Source organism: Amycolatopsis sp. La24, assembly GCF_029087445.1.
Classification (GTDB): domain Bacteria; phylum Actinomycetota; class Actinomycetes; order Mycobacteriales; family Pseudonocardiaceae; genus Amycolatopsis; species Amycolatopsis nivea.
On the sequence record NZ_JARACH010000015.1, the window covers coordinates 81,346 to 95,406 of the forward strand.

Sequence of the window (14,061 nt, forward strand, 5' to 3'; positions counted from 1 at the left end):
CGGAAGTGGTGAACTGAGTTCCACTGTCGCTGCCGTTGCCCGATCTGTCCACCATGCGGCGAGAAGCTTGTCGCGGCTGGGAAGGGCAATCGCCGGACTCGCCCGAAGCCGAGCTAGGAGTACATCGCCAACCAGATCGCAATATAGTGCGACACCGCAGCCAACACCGTGCACGCGTGGAAGAACTCGTGGTACCCGAACGTCTCCGGCCAATGATTCGGCCACTTCACCGCGTAAAAAACCGCCCCAACGGTATAAAACAGCCCACCCACGCAAAGCAGCACCAAAGCCGCGACCCCGGCATGGCTCAGCAGCTCCGGCAGAACGAACACCGCGACCCACCCGAGCGCGATGTAGATCGGCACCCCCAGCCAGCGTGGTGCGTGCGGCCACAGCATCTTCATCGCCACACCGAGGATCGCGCCGCCCCAGACGATGCCCAGGACGATGTATCCCGTTGGCTTCGACATGGCCAGCAGGGTGAATGGCGTGTACGTGCCGGCGATGAACAGGAAGATCATCGAGTGGTCGGCGCGCTTCATCCACTTGTACGCGCGCGGGCTCCACAGCCTGCGGTGATACAGCGCGCTCACGCCGAACACGCCCAGCACGGTGAGGCCGTACACGGACGTCGCCAGTGCGGCGACCGGCGAGACCGTCGACGCGGCGAGGCTGATCAGCGTGGCGGCCGCGGCGACGGCGCCGAAGAACGACCAGAAGTGGATGTGGCCGCGCAGCCGAGGCCGAGTGTCCTCGGGCACGGGCGGGGGCTCGATCGTCACGCTCACCTCGCCAAGGCTACGGGACCGTAGGTTTTTCGCCAGCCCCCGTGGCGCGTCACACCCTTGTTCCAGGGGTGCGTACGCTCGGGCGACGTGAGCCTCCGGTCCTTCATGTCCGACGTTGTCTACAGCATCTACAGCCGCCGTCTGATCCAGCAGTCGGCAGGCCGTCATCCGCGGCATATCGCGATCATGCTCGACGGCAATCGCCGCTGGGCTCGGGAGGCCGGGTTCACCGACGTGGCCGACGGGCACCGCGCCGGGGCCAAGAAGATCGCCGACTTCCTCAGCTGGTGCCAGGAGGCCGAGGTCGAGGTCGTGACGATGTGGCTGCTCTCCACCGACAACCTCAACCGCGATCCGGACGAGCTCACCCCGCTGCTGAAAATCATCACCGACGTCACCGACGAGCTCGCCGGGGCCGAGGCGCCGTGGCGGCTGCGCATCGTCGGCGCGCTCGATCTGCTGCCGCTCGAGGTGGCGCAGAAGCTCACCGCCGCCGTGGCGCGGACCGAGAACCACTCGGGCATGGAGGTGAACATCGCGGTCGGCTACGGGGGGCGGCAGGAGATCGCCGACGCGGTCCGCAAGCTTCTCCTGCAGCACGCCGACGAGGGTACTTCGATTCGCGAACTCGCGAAAATCCTCGACGTCGACCACATCTCGGAACATCTGTACACGTCAGGCCAACCGGATCCGGATCTGATTATCCGAACATCCGGTGAACAGCGGCTTTCCGGATTTCTGCTCTGGCAGTCCGCGCATTCGGAATTCTGGTTCACCGAGGCTTACTGGCCGGCATTCCGGCGGGTCGACTTTCTCCGCGCGATGCGCGACTACGCCTGGCGGCACCGCCGGTTCGGGGCCTGACGCGGCGAACCGGCCCGGCGGACCCACCCAGCCGGGCCGGTCGACCCGGCCGCTAACGCCGCGAAGGCCCCGGAGCCGGGCTCCGGGGCCTTCGCGCAAGACGGCTCAGCCGTGGTGGTGCTCCATCGAGTGGGCCACCAGCGCCGGGGTCAGCGCGATGCCGGTGTAGGCACCCGCGACCAGCGAAGCGGCACCGTAGCCCAGCGCGCCGCCGCCCTCGATGAAGGTGGCGTAGGCGTCGCCGAACGTCGGGTCCGGAGCGCCCTGGGTGGCGGCCGGGGAGGCGAACGCCGTCCCGCCGATCATCATCAGGCCCGCGGCCGCACCGGCGACAATTCCAGCCTTCTTCAGCACTTCGCACACTCCTAGGTAGAGATACTGGGATTCGGGGCACCGGAGTGTTCCGGTGGTGTGTCCCGCAGTAAGGAAATTACCCCCGAATGGCCTCTAGCGAATGGTGCGTACGCCCATTGTGTGAGCGCTGGAAGGCCCAGTTCACTCGGTACGGTTCAGTGTCCAGGACGCGAAATGCATTCCGGTCTTCCCCGTGGTACAAGGCCCTTTACCTGGGAATTGCCTGCACTCGGTGATTAATTTTCCATGATCATCCATTTGTGCGACCCCCTGATCGCCGGACCCCGTGACGCTGAGTGAGCACTGTGGACACTCTGTTTCGGGCGACCGACGGTGGGATGACGAATCGGCGAATCACCTGTGTGGCTGCCTGCACGACGGGGCGGACGTAGGTACCTTCCGGAATAGAGAGTTCGCGTTCCGTGCGGATTCTCGCGGGAGGCCCTGGTCGTGGCGTTGATCGAGGGGGCGGCTCAGCCGCCCACGAGATGCACGAGGGGGCCGGCACCCGGCCCTCGTGGCCGTGCCGCCTGACGCAGCCAGCGTCAGGGAGTGCGGACCCAGCCAGGGAGGTGCCCGGCCCAGCGAGTGCGGGCGTGGGGTGCACACGCCCTCGAGGGAGATGCCGTCGTGACTGCGCAGCGTTCACCCCGCAAGGCCTCAGGCCGTTCTTCGACCGGTGCTCAAGCGCCGGAGAAAGCCTCGATCTCGCCCGAATCCCCACGCATCACTTATGTGCTCGACACGTCGGTGCTGCTCTCCGACCCGTGGGCGGTCACCCGGTTCGCCGAACACGCGGTGGTGCTCCCGCTGGTCGTCATCAGCGAACTGGAGGCCAAGCGCCACCACTCCGAACTCGGCTGGTTCGCCAGGGAATCCCTCCGGCTGCTGGACGACCTCCGGCTCAAGCACGGCAGGCTCGACGCCCCGATCCCGATCGGCGACCAGGGCGGCACCCTGCAGGTGGAGCTGAACCACACCGATCCGTCCGTCCTCCCGGTGGGCTTCCGCACCGACTCGAACGACCACCGCATCCTCGCGTGCGCGCTCAACCTCGCGACGGAGCAGCCGGCGGTCGTCCTGGTGACGAAGGACATCCCGCTGCGGGTCAAAGCGGGTGCGGTCGGGCTCACCGCGGACGAGTACCGGGCGCAGGAGGTCACGCCGTCGGGCTGGACGGGCATGGCGGACGTGGACGCGCCACAGGAGCTGATCGACGCGCTCTTCTCGGGCGGTTCGGCGGATCCGGCGGAGTTCGGTCTCGGCGAGGTGGGCGAACTGCCGTGCCACACCGGGTTGCGGCTGCTCGCGGGCAGTTCGAGCGCGCTCGGCCGGGTCACGGCGGACAAGCGGGTGCGGCTGGTGCGCGGCGACCGCGAGGCGTTCGGCCTGCACGGCCGCTCGGCTGAGCAGCGCGTGGCGCTCGACCTGCTGCTGGACTCCGACGTCGGCATCGTCTCGCTCGGCGGGCGCGCGGGCACCGGCAAGTCGGCGCTGGCGCTGTGCGCGGGCCTGGAAGCGGTGATGGAACGCCAGCAGCACCGCAAGGTCGTGGTGTTCCGCCCGGTCTACGCGGTCGGCGGCCAGGATCTCGGCTATCTGCCCGGGTCCGAGAGCGAGAAAATGCAGCCGTGGGCGCAGGCGGTGTTCGACACGCTCGGCGCGCTGGTCAGCCAGGACGTGCTGGACGAGGTCTTCGACCGCGGCATGCTCGAGGTGCTGCCGCTGACGCACATCCGGGGCCGCTCGCTGCACGACACGTTCGTGATCGTGGACGAGGCGCAGTCGCTGGAGCGCAACGTGCTGCTGACCGTGCTGTCCCGGCTCGGTTCGGCGTCGCGGGTGGTGCTCACGCACGACGTCGCCCAGCGGGACAACCTGCGTGTCGGCAGGCACGACGGCGTCTCGGCGGTGATCGAGAAGCTGAAGGGGCACCCGCTGTTCGCACACGTGACCCTGACCCGCTCGGAGCGCTCGCCGATCGCGGCGCTGGTGACCGAGATGCTGGAGGACCACGGCTGACCTAGGACCGGAAAAGGCCCCTCGAGGAACTTCCTCGAGGGGCCTTTCCAGGACTGCTTACCAGCCGGAAGGCAGCGGGCGACCCTCGGCGAAACCGGCTGCCGACTGCACGCCCAGCACCGCGCGCTCGTGGAACTCTTCGATCGTGCGCGCGCCCGCGTACGTGCAGGACGAGCGGACGCCCGAGCAGATCGAGTCGATCAGGTCTTCGACGCCGGGCCGGTTCGGGTCCAGCGCCATCCGCGACGTGGAGATGCCCTCCTCGAACAGCGCCTTGCGCGCGCGGTCGAAGACGTTGTCCGTGCGCGTCCGGGCTCCGACGGCGCGCTTCGACGCCATCCCGAACGACTCCTTGTACGGACGGCCCTGCTCGTCGTAGCGCAGGTCGCCGGGGGATTCGTGGGTGCCGGCGAACCACGAGCCGACCATCGCCGCCGACGCGCCCGCGGCCAGTGCCAGCGCGACGTCGCGTGGGTGCCGCACGCCGCCGTCGGCCCAGACGTGTTTGCCCAGCTCACGGGCGGCGGCGGCGCATTCCGCGACCGCCGAGAACTGCGGGCGGCCGACGCCGGTCATCATCCGCGTGGTGCACATCGCGCCGGGGCCGACGCCGACCTTGATGACGTCCGCGCCCGCGTGGATGAGGTCGCGGGTGCCTTCGGCGGTCACGACGTTGCCCGCCACGACCGGCACCTTCGGCGACACCGAACGAACCGCCTTGAGCGCGGCGATCATCTTTTCCTGATGCCCGTGCGCCGTGTCGACGACCAGCGTGTCGACGCCCGCCGCCAGCACTGCTTCGGCCTTCGCCGCGACGTCGCCGTTCACACCGACCGCGGCGGCGACGCGCAGCTTCCCGTCGGCGTCGGCGGCCGGGGTGTAGATCTCCGAACGCAGCGCGCCCACCGCGGTCAGGACACCGGCGAGGCGACCCTCGGCGTCGAGACCGAGAGCGAGCCGTCCGCCGTGGCTGTGCAGGAGTTCGAAAACCTCGCGCGGCGGCGTGTCCAGCGGCACGGCAACGACGGCGGGCTCGGCGACGTCGGCCAGCCGCGCGAAGCGGTCGACACCGGCGCAGGCGGCCTCGTCCACGACTCCGACCGGCTTGCCGTCGCCGTCGACGATGACGACCGCGCCGTGTGCTCGTTTGTGCACGAGGTTGAGGGCATCGGCCACCGCGTCGCCGCCGGTGAGGACCAGCGGCGTGTCCCAGACGGCGTGTCGGGACTTCACCCAGGAGACGATTTCGGCCACCGCGGCCGTGTCGACGTCCTGCGGAAGCACGACGAGCCCGCCGCGGCGAGCGACGGTCTCGGCCATCCGCCGCCCGGCGACGGCCGTCATGTTGGCCACCACCAAGGGGATCGTCGCGCCAGTGCCGTCCACAGTGGACAAGTCGACGCCGAAGCGGGATTCCACGTCCGAACGGTTCGGCAGCAGGAACACGTCGTCGTAGGTCAGGTCGTGAGCGGGCACGTGCCCATCCAGAAAGCGCACGAGTCACCAGGCTACGTGGCTTGCGCGCGGGACGCTAACCCGGCGTGGCCCGTGGGACAATGGCGAGGTGGACAGCCGTGATCGCGACGACCAGGGGCGCGCCCGCAACGCCCGCCCTCGGGATGGCCTTGGCCGCCCGTTGCCGTACGGCTCCGACGGCGTGCCGCGCCAGCCGGAAGGCGTGCAGCGAACCCCGGAGGAGACCCTGGCGGAGGCACAGGACCTGCTGGACGCCGGCCGCCCGTTCCACGCCCACGAGGTCTTCGAGGACGCGTGGAAGACGACGGACGGCCCGGAACGCGAACTGTGGCGCGGCCTGGCCCAGCTGGCGGTGGGGCTGACACACGCGTTGCGGGGGAACGGGAACGGGGCGGTAGCGTTGCTGGAGCGGGGTGCGGAGAGCATCGCGCCGTTCGCCGAGGTACCGCCGCACGGGATCGATGTGGCCGGGCTGCGGCGGTGGGCGCAAGCGCTTGCGGCGGAGGCTCGGGAGCGGGCTCGGGTGGAGCCGGAGGTTCCTCGGCTGGCTCCGTAGGCGGGTTGCTTCGGGGGCTGATCGGGCTGGTTTGCCTGCGCTGAGGGTTTCGCTGCGGTATCTGGGCGCTCGGATTGTGCGGCGGGCTTTGGTGCGGTTCCGCGCGACGGCAGGCCGGGCGGTCGCGCGGGCTTTGTCCGACTCAGCGCGGCTGCGGTCGAGGTCGAGCGAGTATGTCGTGCAGCGCGAGCGGTAACGCGCGCTTTGGTGCGGCGGTGTGGTTCGGCGCGGCTGCCGGCCGAGGTCGGGCGGCTACGTGGCGCGGCTCAAGCGGCGACGCGGGCTGATCCGGTAGCAGGCAGCGGCCGGTCGTGAGCTGGACGGTTCGGCGGGCGCGGTTCTGTGAGGCGGCACCGCGCGCAGATCCAGGGTAGACAGGCTGGCTGGGCGCAAACGCTTCCGCCAGCCGATCTCGTAACTCGCCGGGCAGGGCGACAGCCATGCCGCCCCGCCCGGCGAGACAGGGTGGTCAGGCGGCGGGCCAGTCGGCCGATCCCGCTTTTTCCTTGCCGATGGTCGTCGCTTCGCCGTGGCCGGTGCGGACGATCGTCGCGTCGGGGAGGGGGAAGAGGCGGTCTCGGATGGACTTCACGATGGTCGGGTAGTCGGAGTACGAGCGGCCGGTCGCGCCGGGGCCGCCGTTGAACAGGGTGTCTCCGGTGAAGAGGACTTCCAGGTCGGGGCTGTGCAGGCAGATCGCGCCGGGGGCGTGGCCGGGCGTGTGCAGCACGGTGAGGTCGGTGCCCGCGACGGTGATGACCTGTCCGTCGGCCAGGTCGCCGTCCGGGGCGCGGTCCGGGTGGGTCAGGTCCCAGACGACGCGGTCGGCCGGGTGCAGCAGGATCGGGGCGCCGGTGCGGTCGGCCAGCGCGGGGGCGGCGTTGACGTGGTCGTTGTGCGCGTGGGTGCAGACAATCGCGCGGACTGTGCGTTCTCCGACTACGTCCGCGATGGCGTCCGCGTCGTGCGCGGCGTCGATCACGATCACCTCGGAGCCGTCGCCGACTATCCAGACGTTGTTGTCCACGTCCCAGCTGCCGCCGTCGAGCTCGAACACGCCCGACGTGACCAGGTTCTGCACTATGGCCGTCATGCCGCAGACCCTAGTGGCCCGCGAGGCATACCGCCGGTACCTACTTTCGAGTATCCTTACTCGCGGTAAGTTAGCCGCGACGACGGGACTGCTCATGACCGACCCCCGGGATCTGCTCGCCGAACCGCTCAAACTGCACTGCGGGGCCGTGCTGCCGCATCGGATCGCGAAGTCCGCGCTCAGCGAGCAGCTCGGCGACCGTCGCAACGCGCCTTCGGCCGAGCTCGCGCAGCTGTACCGGACCTGGGCGCGCGGGGGCGCGGGTCTGCTGGTGACCGGCAATGTGATGGTCGATCCCACCGCGCTCGGCGAACCGCGCAACGTCGCGGTGCCCGCCGAACCCGACCCGGCGGCGTACCGGTCGTGGGCGCGGGCCGTCGACGGCACGGACGCGCAATTGTGGGTGCAGCTCAACCATCCCGGACGGCAGAGCCCGCGGTATTTGTCTCGCCAGCCGGTCGCGCCGTCGGCGGTGCCGTTCGGTGGCCGAGGCGTGCGGACGGCGTTCGCCGCGCCGCGGGCGTTGACCGGGGACGAGATCGAAGCGGTGGTGGCGAGGTTCGCGGTGTCGGCGCGGACGTTCGTCGACGCCGGGTTCGCCGGGATCCAGATTCACGGCGCGCACGGGTACCTGATTTCGCAGTTCCTGTCGCCGTTGGTGAACCGTCGCGACGACGAATGGGGGCGCGACCGCAGCCGGTTCCTGCTTGACGTGGTGCGTGCGGTCCGGGACGCGGTGGGGGATCGCGTGCCGGTTTCGGTGAAGCTCAACAGCGCCGACTTCCAGCGCGGCGGCTTCGACGAGGACGAGTCGTTGCAGGTGGTCCGGGCGCTGGGCGAGGCCGGGATCGATCTGTTGGAGATTTCCGGCGGCACCTACGAGCGGGCCGTGATGATGGGGTCCGGCCGGGCGAGCACGCAGCGGCGGGAAGCATATTTCCTGGACTACGCGGCGAAAGCCCGCCAGATCAGCGACGTCGCGCTGATGGTCACCGGCGGGTTCACCACGGCGGCGGGCATGGCGGAGGCGCTGGAATCCGGTGCGCTGGACGTGATCGGGATCGGCCGTCCGTTCACTGTGGACCCCGGCTTGCCGGGCCGGTTGCTCGCGGGCGAGGACGTGCGGGCCGAACGCCGTTGCCCGCGCACGGGAATCCGGCTCGCCGACAGCCTGCTCGAGATCCAGTGGCACACCCAGCAGATGCACCGCGTCGCCGCGGGCAAGCCGGTGGACCTGAAGCGCGGCGCGTTGCGAGCGTTCGCCCAGGCCGGGCTCAGCGATCCGCTGAACGCGTTTCGGCGGGTCCGCGCCTGAGCCGCGGGTCGGCGGCCCGGGCACCGCTGGCGAGTGCGATGAAGAAGACGCCGATGAGCAGGCAGTTCAGCGCGACCTGCCCGTAGCCGAGGTTGTCGGCGTTGACGAACGGGTACGGGTAGTAGCCGTCGATCGCACCGCGGACGAGCGTGAAAGCCAGCCACACCAAGGGATAGGCGAGCGACCACCAGACGGTGCGCCACGCCAGCACCCGCGGAGCGAAGAGCAGCCAGCCAAGGACGCACAGCACCGGGCTGACGCGGTGCAGCAGGATGTCCGCGGCGAGGCCGAGCCCGTGCAGCTGGTACAGCCCGGCGAGCGCGACCTGGTAGACGACCCCGGTCACCACGATCCCGACCAGCGCGTCGAGCCACAGCACGCGCATCAGCGGCGAGGTGCCGCGTCCGCGGGCGAAAGCCGCGCTGGTGACGAGGACGAGGACGTTCGAGATGATCGTGAAATAGGTGAACAGGTTCGCGACTCGTCCGCCGAAGCTGACGTACCGTCCCTGCGGCGGCACCAGCGCGACGATCTGGATCACGAGCGCGGCCACCACGACGACCGCGGTCACCCCGAACCACAGCCGGGCCAACGCTTTCGACGACATACTGCTGACAGTACGGCTCCGGAGCGGGCCCGCCCGGCCCGACCCGACCATGTTCGGTCGAGCCGGGGCCGGGCGAACCTGCCCGGATGCCCGCCCGCGGCGCGGGGACTACCGCATCACCGCACCGCCTTCACCAAAGCGGGCACGAAGACCGACGCGTCGATCGTGCCCCAGCCGCTCGCGATGTCGTAGCCAGGACCGGCCTTGAAGCCTTCGACGTCCCACTGGCTGTTGTCGCCCTTGGTGACGTCGACGATCCCGGCCGCGGTGCCCTTCGGACCCAGCTTCGAGTACAGCGCCGGGTTGATCTGGCCCAGTCGCCCGTGGTTGGCCTGCACCGCCAACGCCAGCACGCCGGCGAACAACGGCGCCGACTGCGACGTGCCCTGGACGCCTTCCATGCTGATGTCCGGGTACGACCGCATCGTGCTGCCGGTGATCTTCTTGATGCGGTTTTGCCAGGACGGCCGCGCGTACGCCTTCGACAGGCCCGCGCCCTCGCTGAACCCGTTGTCCGCGGCGTTGACCAGGTCGTCGGGCTGGGTGCGGACGCCGTTCGCGTCCAGGTGCAGCTGGGTGCCGCCGAGCGCGGTGACGTTCGGGTCGCTGGCGGGCCAGCTCGCCACGCGGTACGGATACCGGCCGGGGCCTTGCAGGTACGCCCCGGTCGGGCCGTCGTCGCCCGACGAGGCCACCAGCGTGACGCCCGCCTTGCTCGCCCGCTCGAGCGCCGGGTCGAGGGTTTTGATCGACTCGAACGACGGGAAGTTCTCCTCGGTGGTGCCGAAGCTCATCGAAACCACGTCGGCGATGCGGTGCTCGGTCATGTAGTCGACCGCGTGCATCATCTCCGGCAGGCCGGCGAAGCCCTGCGTCTCGGCGACCGGGGTGGCGGCGACGACGATCTTCGCGCCCGGAGCCATCGCGTGCATCATCGTGACGTCGAGATCGGTTTCCCCGCCCCACGACTGGCAGGTGGCGGTGTCCACCCCGGGATCGGTGCACGCGGGCACCGCACCGGACGGCTGCAGCACCTCGACGTTCGCCGGCGGCAGACCGTGCTGCCGGGAGTACTCGTCCAGCACCTGCTTGACCTTGTCGTCGCCGAACGACACGAGCGTGGCCACGGTGGACCCGGCGCCGGTGATGCCCTGGTTCCACAGCTTCGTGGCGTTGTACGCGCCGCTTTCCTTCGGCAGCTTGGCCATCGCCGCGTTGAGCCGTGCGACCCGCTCGCGCACCGTGGTCGCGCCGACGAACGACTGTGCGGCAGCCGAGAAGTGGTGTCGCGGCGGCTGCTGCGGCGGCGCCGGCGCGGCACTGGCCGGTGCCGCCACCACGGTGGCGGCGAGCGCCACGCCCGCCAGCAGGGTCATCGGCCGCCCGAGTCCCCGGACGGCTGATTTCACCCGGAACGTCATGCTTTTCTCCTATCGACGCAGGCCAGTGCTCCCACTCTCGGGTACGCGGCCACGGGTGCGACATCGACTTTCGTCGGGCGTTTTCCTGAGCACAGCGGGGAAAACTGCCCGATGTCTGTAATGTGCCCACTCATCCGGAGGGCGGGCGCGGCGATCATCATCCGGATGCCTCCTCGGAGCCGGACTGCTCCGCCTTGCTGGCGTCCGTCGCCGGCCGGCTGCCGCGCAGCAGCCCGCGGACGGTGTCGATGGTGTCGGCCTCGCCGGGATCCTTGTCCGGCCGGTACCGCACCACCCGCGCGAACCGCAGCGCCAGCCCGCCCGGATACCGTGTGCTGACCTGCGCCCCGTCCAGCTCGATCTCGACCACCGTCTCCGGCCGCACGTGGACGGTCCACCGGTCCCGGTGCGTCTCGATCTCCTGGAACCGCTCGGTCTGCCAGGCCAGCAGCTCGTCGGTGAGGCCCTTGAACGTCTTGCCCACCATGATCGGTGGCCCGCCGTCCGGATCGCGCGCGCCGAGGTGCAGGTTCGACAGTTTGCCGGTGCGCCGCCCGTGGCCCCATTCCGCCGCCAGCACCACCAGGTCGATGGTGTGCGCCGGTTTCACCTTCAGCCACGCGCGCCCGCGCCGTCCGGCCGCGTAGATCGAATCGAGGTCCTTCACCATCACGCCCTCGTGCCCGGCGTCCATCGCCGCGTCGAGCACCGCCGCCGGCGAATCCGGCCGGACCGAGCCGGGGATCACGTGCTCACCCGCCACCCGGCGCAGTGCCTCGTTCCGTTCGGACAACGGCGCGTCGAGCAGATCGACCCCGTCCAGATGCAAGCAGTCGAAGAAGTACGGCCGCAGCAGCAACGCCCGCACCTGTTCGTCCCGCGTGCTGCCGAACCGGCTCATCGTTTCCTGGAACGGCCGCGGCCGCCCGTCGTCGGTGAGCGCGAGGGTCTCGCCGTCCAGCACCACCGATTCGCACGGGAGCGCCCGCACCAGTTCGACCAATTCGGCGACGCTGCCGGTGATTTCCCGCAGCGTGCGCGTGTACACGTGCACCTCCGCGCCGCGCCGGTGCACCTGGATCCGCGCACCGTCCATTTTGTACTCGACGATCGCGTTCCCGTGCTCCGTCACGGCTTCCTCCAGCGACTCCGCCGGCGACGCGAGCATCGGCCGCACCGGACGGCCCAGCTCCAGCCCGAATTCCGCGAGCGCCGCCGCGCCCCCGGTGAGCGCCGCCTGTCCGGTGACCGGCAGCCGCCCGGACAGCATGAACGCGCGCCGCACCTGGTCGACTTCGACCTCGGCCGCCGCCGCGACCGCGTCGACCATCACGCCTTCCAGCGCGCCCTGCCGCAGCTCCCCGGTGACGAGCCGGAACACGAACTCCTGCTCGGCCCTGGTCAGCCGGGAGAACAGCGCGGCGAGCACCTCCGCCCGGCGCTTCACCGAACCCGCGCCCGCCGCGGCCGCGACCTCGGTGAGCGCGACGTCGACCTCCGCCACCGAGATCGCGGGCGCGGCCGCGGGTTCTACGGCGAGGTCGGCGAGCGTGCGCCAGCCGGCGCCGAGCCGGTCCTGCGCGGTCTGCCCGGTGAGATACGCGATCACCGCGGGTAGTTCGCCGGGTTCGGCCGCGCGCAGCACGGCGGCCAGCACGGCGATTTTCGTTTTCCGTGACCGCGTGGCCGCCAGTTCGGCGGAGGCGGTGACGAGGTCGGTGAACAACACCCGGCCATCATCGCCCCCGCCACCGACAAAAACTCCCGCTCCAGCCTCGACCGGGTGAAAAAGAGCTGGTCAGGCATCCGGACGAGTGCAGTACTGGTCCAGCAGGCCCTGTTTTGTCACACATGGCGTGTACCCTGCGTCCTGCAGTTCCGCCCGCGCCGTGCTGCTGCGCAGGTAGTCGAGGAATTGCTTCAGCAGCGAATCGTTCTCCGGCACGCCCTTGGTGTAGAGGTACTCCACCGTCCAGAAGCGATAGCCGGCGTCGATGCTGGTCACGTCGGGGTAGCGGTCGTCGAGTTTCGCCATCGCGACGCGCCCGCCCGCCGCGGCGATCTTGGCCGCGGGCACGTCCGCGTAGCCGATGGCGCCGGGGGTGTCGCCGACCGCGCGCAGCAGTTCGTCGGTCTTGCCGCGTTCGCAGCGCACCACGGTGGCGTGCGGGTCGCGGGTCGGCGTCCGGCAGTCGTCCGAGGACAGTCCCGGCTCTGCGGTACCCAGCACTTTCTGCTCGAAAGTCTTGCGCGTACCCGATTCCTGGCCGCGCCCGACAACCCGGATCGGGACCGACGGACCCTCGCGCAGTTGCGCCCAGTTGGTGTACTTCCCGTTGAAGATGCCGCGCACCTGCTCATTGCTCAGCCGGTCGACGCCGACGGCGCTGTTCACCACCAGGCTGTACACGAGCACTGCGACCGGTTGCGTGACCAGATCCGGCCCGGCGTCGGAAGCCTTGCCGTCGGAAAGCACTGCCATGCTGTCCTTTTGTTCCGCGGGCAACGGTCCCAGTTCGCGCACCGCGGACACACTTCCGTCCGCTTGCGTCGTGATCGTCGCGCCAGGACACAGCTTCTGGTACTCGGTCGCGACGCTGTTCATGATGGGCGCGAACGCGCTGGATCCGTGCACCGCGAGGGATCCGTTGCCGCAGCCGGGTTCGGACCCGCGCGACACGGCGACGAGGAGCATGCTCAGCAGCGCCCCGGTCAGCAGCACCCCGATCGCTCCCGTGACCACCGGCCACGACAGCCAGCGTTGTTTGCGTTCGTCTTTGATCCGCCCGCCGCTGAGCCTTCCGGTGACGTCCAGGTCCTTGGACAACGGCCCGCTGCGCCAGTCGTCCGGCTCGCGCAGCACGACGACGAGTTTGAACTTTTCCCGCCGCTTCAAGGAAAGCTGTTCAAGGCGGACACCATGCCATTGCGGTGCCGCCGCTGCCGGTGCGTCGGCTTGTCGCAGCAGCGCGGTCAGACGCTGCGGCAGCAACGCTCGCACGCCGGATAGTCGCGCGGTTCCGTTCTCCGGCGTAGGCTGATCATGAGTGAAGAATTCAAGCCCGTGCCGTACCACCTCACGCAACCCGTCTTTGGCATCGGATACGCGCGCGTCCCACACCACCCGCCTGCCGAAGGTGAACTGCAGCGGGTGTTCCCAGTCGTCCGGACCGATGTCGAAGCTGCCGGTGTTGCGGATGCGGATCACGACCACGCTGAGCGGTTCCAGCAGCTGTACGGTGCGCACGAGTTCCGGATCCGCTTGCACCGCACCGTTGTCCGAGTCGCTGAGCGTCACCGGGTTGAGGCCGATCTTGGAGTTGTAGAGCTCCCGGTAGATCACGCGCCTGCGGCGGATCACGTAGCGGTCGATGACCGGGGCGAGGATGGTCGCGCCCGCGACGACGGCGATGGGCACGATGCCGCGGCTGGACGTGAGCACGTCGGCGAGTGTTCGCACGATTTCCCCGAAGCTCACGGTCGCCTCCCCCTTGCCTGCTCCCGAGAAGGTCAACCCTAAGCGTCAGCAACGGGACCCCTCCCCGGTGCACCAGGTGTTCACCAG

General features: G+C 69.8%; 12 protein-coding genes. 4 read left to right on the top strand and 8 right to left on the bottom strand.

The annotated features are described in order from the left end of the window. Nucleotides 1–113: 113 nt before the first annotated feature. Nucleotides 114–782 (bottom strand): hemolysin III family protein, encoded by a 669-nt coding sequence (locus PUT80_RS16955; protein WP_182890248.1) that lies wholly within the window; start codon nucleotides 780–782, stop codon nucleotides 114–116. A gap of 111 nt (nucleotides 783–893) precedes the next feature. Here PUT80_RS16955 and PUT80_RS16960 point away from each other — a divergent pair, with 111 nt between their 5' ends. Beyond that, complete coding sequence (locus PUT80_RS16960) at nucleotides 894–1,652, top strand: isoprenyl transferase (protein ID WP_037816707.1); 759 nt, start codon at nucleotides 894–896, stop codon at nucleotides 1,650–1,652. Nucleotides 1,653–1,757: 105 nt separating this feature from the next. On the opposite strand, the gene PUT80_RS16965 is transcribed toward PUT80_RS16960, so the two are convergent. Further along, on the bottom strand, nucleotides 1,758–2,006 hold the full coding sequence (locus PUT80_RS16965; RefSeq protein ID WP_037367894.1) for a hypothetical protein: 249 nt from the start codon (nucleotides 2,004–2,006) through the stop codon (nucleotides 1,758–1,760). Between the two features lie 735 nt (nucleotides 2,007–2,741). On the opposite strand from PUT80_RS16965, the gene PUT80_RS16970 reads away from it, so the two are divergent. Then, nucleotides 2,742–4,028, top strand: a complete 1,287-nt coding sequence (locus PUT80_RS16970; RefSeq protein WP_107051135.1) for a PhoH family protein — start codon at nucleotides 2,742–2,744, stop codon at nucleotides 4,026–4,028. A gap of 57 nt (nucleotides 4,029–4,085) precedes the next feature. On the opposite strand, the gene PUT80_RS16975 is transcribed toward PUT80_RS16970, so the two are convergent. Further along, entirely contained in the window at nucleotides 4,086–5,525 is a 1,440-nt protein-coding gene (locus PUT80_RS16975; protein WP_037816703.1) for a GuaB1 family IMP dehydrogenase-related protein, read from the bottom strand. A gap of 67 nt (nucleotides 5,526–5,592) precedes the next feature. On the opposite strand from PUT80_RS16975, the gene PUT80_RS16980 reads away from it, so the two are divergent. Beyond that, the gene (locus PUT80_RS16980) at nucleotides 5,593–6,060 is read left to right on the top strand and encodes a DUF309 domain-containing protein (protein ID WP_037816701.1); all 468 of its coding nucleotides are present in this window, start codon (nucleotides 5,593–5,595) and stop codon (nucleotides 6,058–6,060) included. Between the two features lie 469 nt (nucleotides 6,061–6,529). On the opposite strand, the gene PUT80_RS16985 is transcribed toward PUT80_RS16980, so the two are convergent. Beyond that, nucleotides 6,530–7,153, bottom strand: coding sequence for an MBL fold metallo-hydrolase (locus PUT80_RS16985; protein WP_275292785.1), 624 nt, complete (start codon nucleotides 7,151–7,153; stop codon nucleotides 6,530–6,532). A 94-nt stretch (nucleotides 7,154–7,247) separates the two neighbouring features. On the opposite strand from PUT80_RS16985, the gene PUT80_RS16990 reads away from it, so the two are divergent. Further along, nucleotides 7,248–8,468 carry an NADH:flavin oxidoreductase/NADH oxidase family protein gene (locus PUT80_RS16990; RefSeq protein ID WP_275292786.1) on the top strand — a complete coding sequence of 407 codons (1,221 nt, stop codon included), beginning with the start codon at nucleotides 7,248–7,250 and terminating at the stop codon, nucleotides 8,466–8,468. Here PUT80_RS16990 and PUT80_RS16995 read toward each other — a convergent pair. From PUT80_RS16995 to PUT80_RS17010, 4 genes are all read right to left on the bottom strand, one after another. Further along, nucleotides 8,428–9,075: a Pr6Pr family membrane protein gene (locus PUT80_RS16995; protein WP_134667047.1), complete on the bottom strand. Its 648-nt coding sequence runs from the start codon at nucleotides 9,073–9,075 to the stop codon at nucleotides 8,428–8,430. The two genes, PUT80_RS16990 and PUT80_RS16995, sit on opposite strands and share 41 nt — an antisense overlap. Before the next feature lie 116 nt (nucleotides 9,076–9,191). Next, complete coding sequence (locus tag PUT80_RS17000; protein WP_275292787.1) at nucleotides 9,192–10,496, bottom strand: S53 family peptidase; 1,305 nt, start codon at nucleotides 10,494–10,496, stop codon at nucleotides 9,192–9,194. Nucleotides 10,497–10,653: 157 nt separating this feature from the next. Beyond that, nucleotides 10,654–12,225: an ATP-dependent DNA ligase gene (locus PUT80_RS17005; RefSeq protein ID WP_275292788.1), complete on the bottom strand. Its 1,572-nt coding sequence runs from the start codon at nucleotides 12,223–12,225 to the stop codon at nucleotides 10,654–10,656. Nucleotides 12,226–12,294: 69 nt separating this feature from the next. Further along, the gene (locus PUT80_RS17010; RefSeq protein WP_275292789.1) at nucleotides 12,295–13,974 is read right to left on the bottom strand and encodes a substrate-binding domain-containing protein; all 1,680 of its coding nucleotides are present in this window, start codon (nucleotides 13,972–13,974) and stop codon (nucleotides 12,295–12,297) included. Between the last annotated feature and the right edge of the window lie 87 nt (nucleotides 13,975–14,061).

Bases quoted from the DNA above. Each gene is read 5' to 3' on its own strand.
- PUT80_RS16990 (WP_275292786.1), top strand. From the start codon at position 7,248: ATGACCGACCCCCGGGATCTGCTCGCCGAACCGCTCAAACTGCACTGC.
- PUT80_RS16985 (WP_275292785.1), bottom strand. From the start codon at position 7,153: ATGACGGCCATAGTGCAGAACCTGGTCACGTCGGGCGTGTTCGAGCTC.
- PUT80_RS16995 (WP_134667047.1), bottom strand. From the start codon at position 9,075: ATGTCGTCGAAAGCGTTGGCCCGGCTGTGGTTCGGGGTGACCGCGGTC.
- PUT80_RS17000 (WP_275292787.1), bottom strand. From the start codon at position 10,496: ATGACGTTCCGGGTGAAATCAGCCGTCCGGGGACTCGGGCGGCCGATG.
- PUT80_RS16960 (WP_037816707.1), top strand. From the start codon at position 894: ATGTCCGACGTTGTCTACAGCATCTACAGCCGCCGTCTGATCCAGCAG.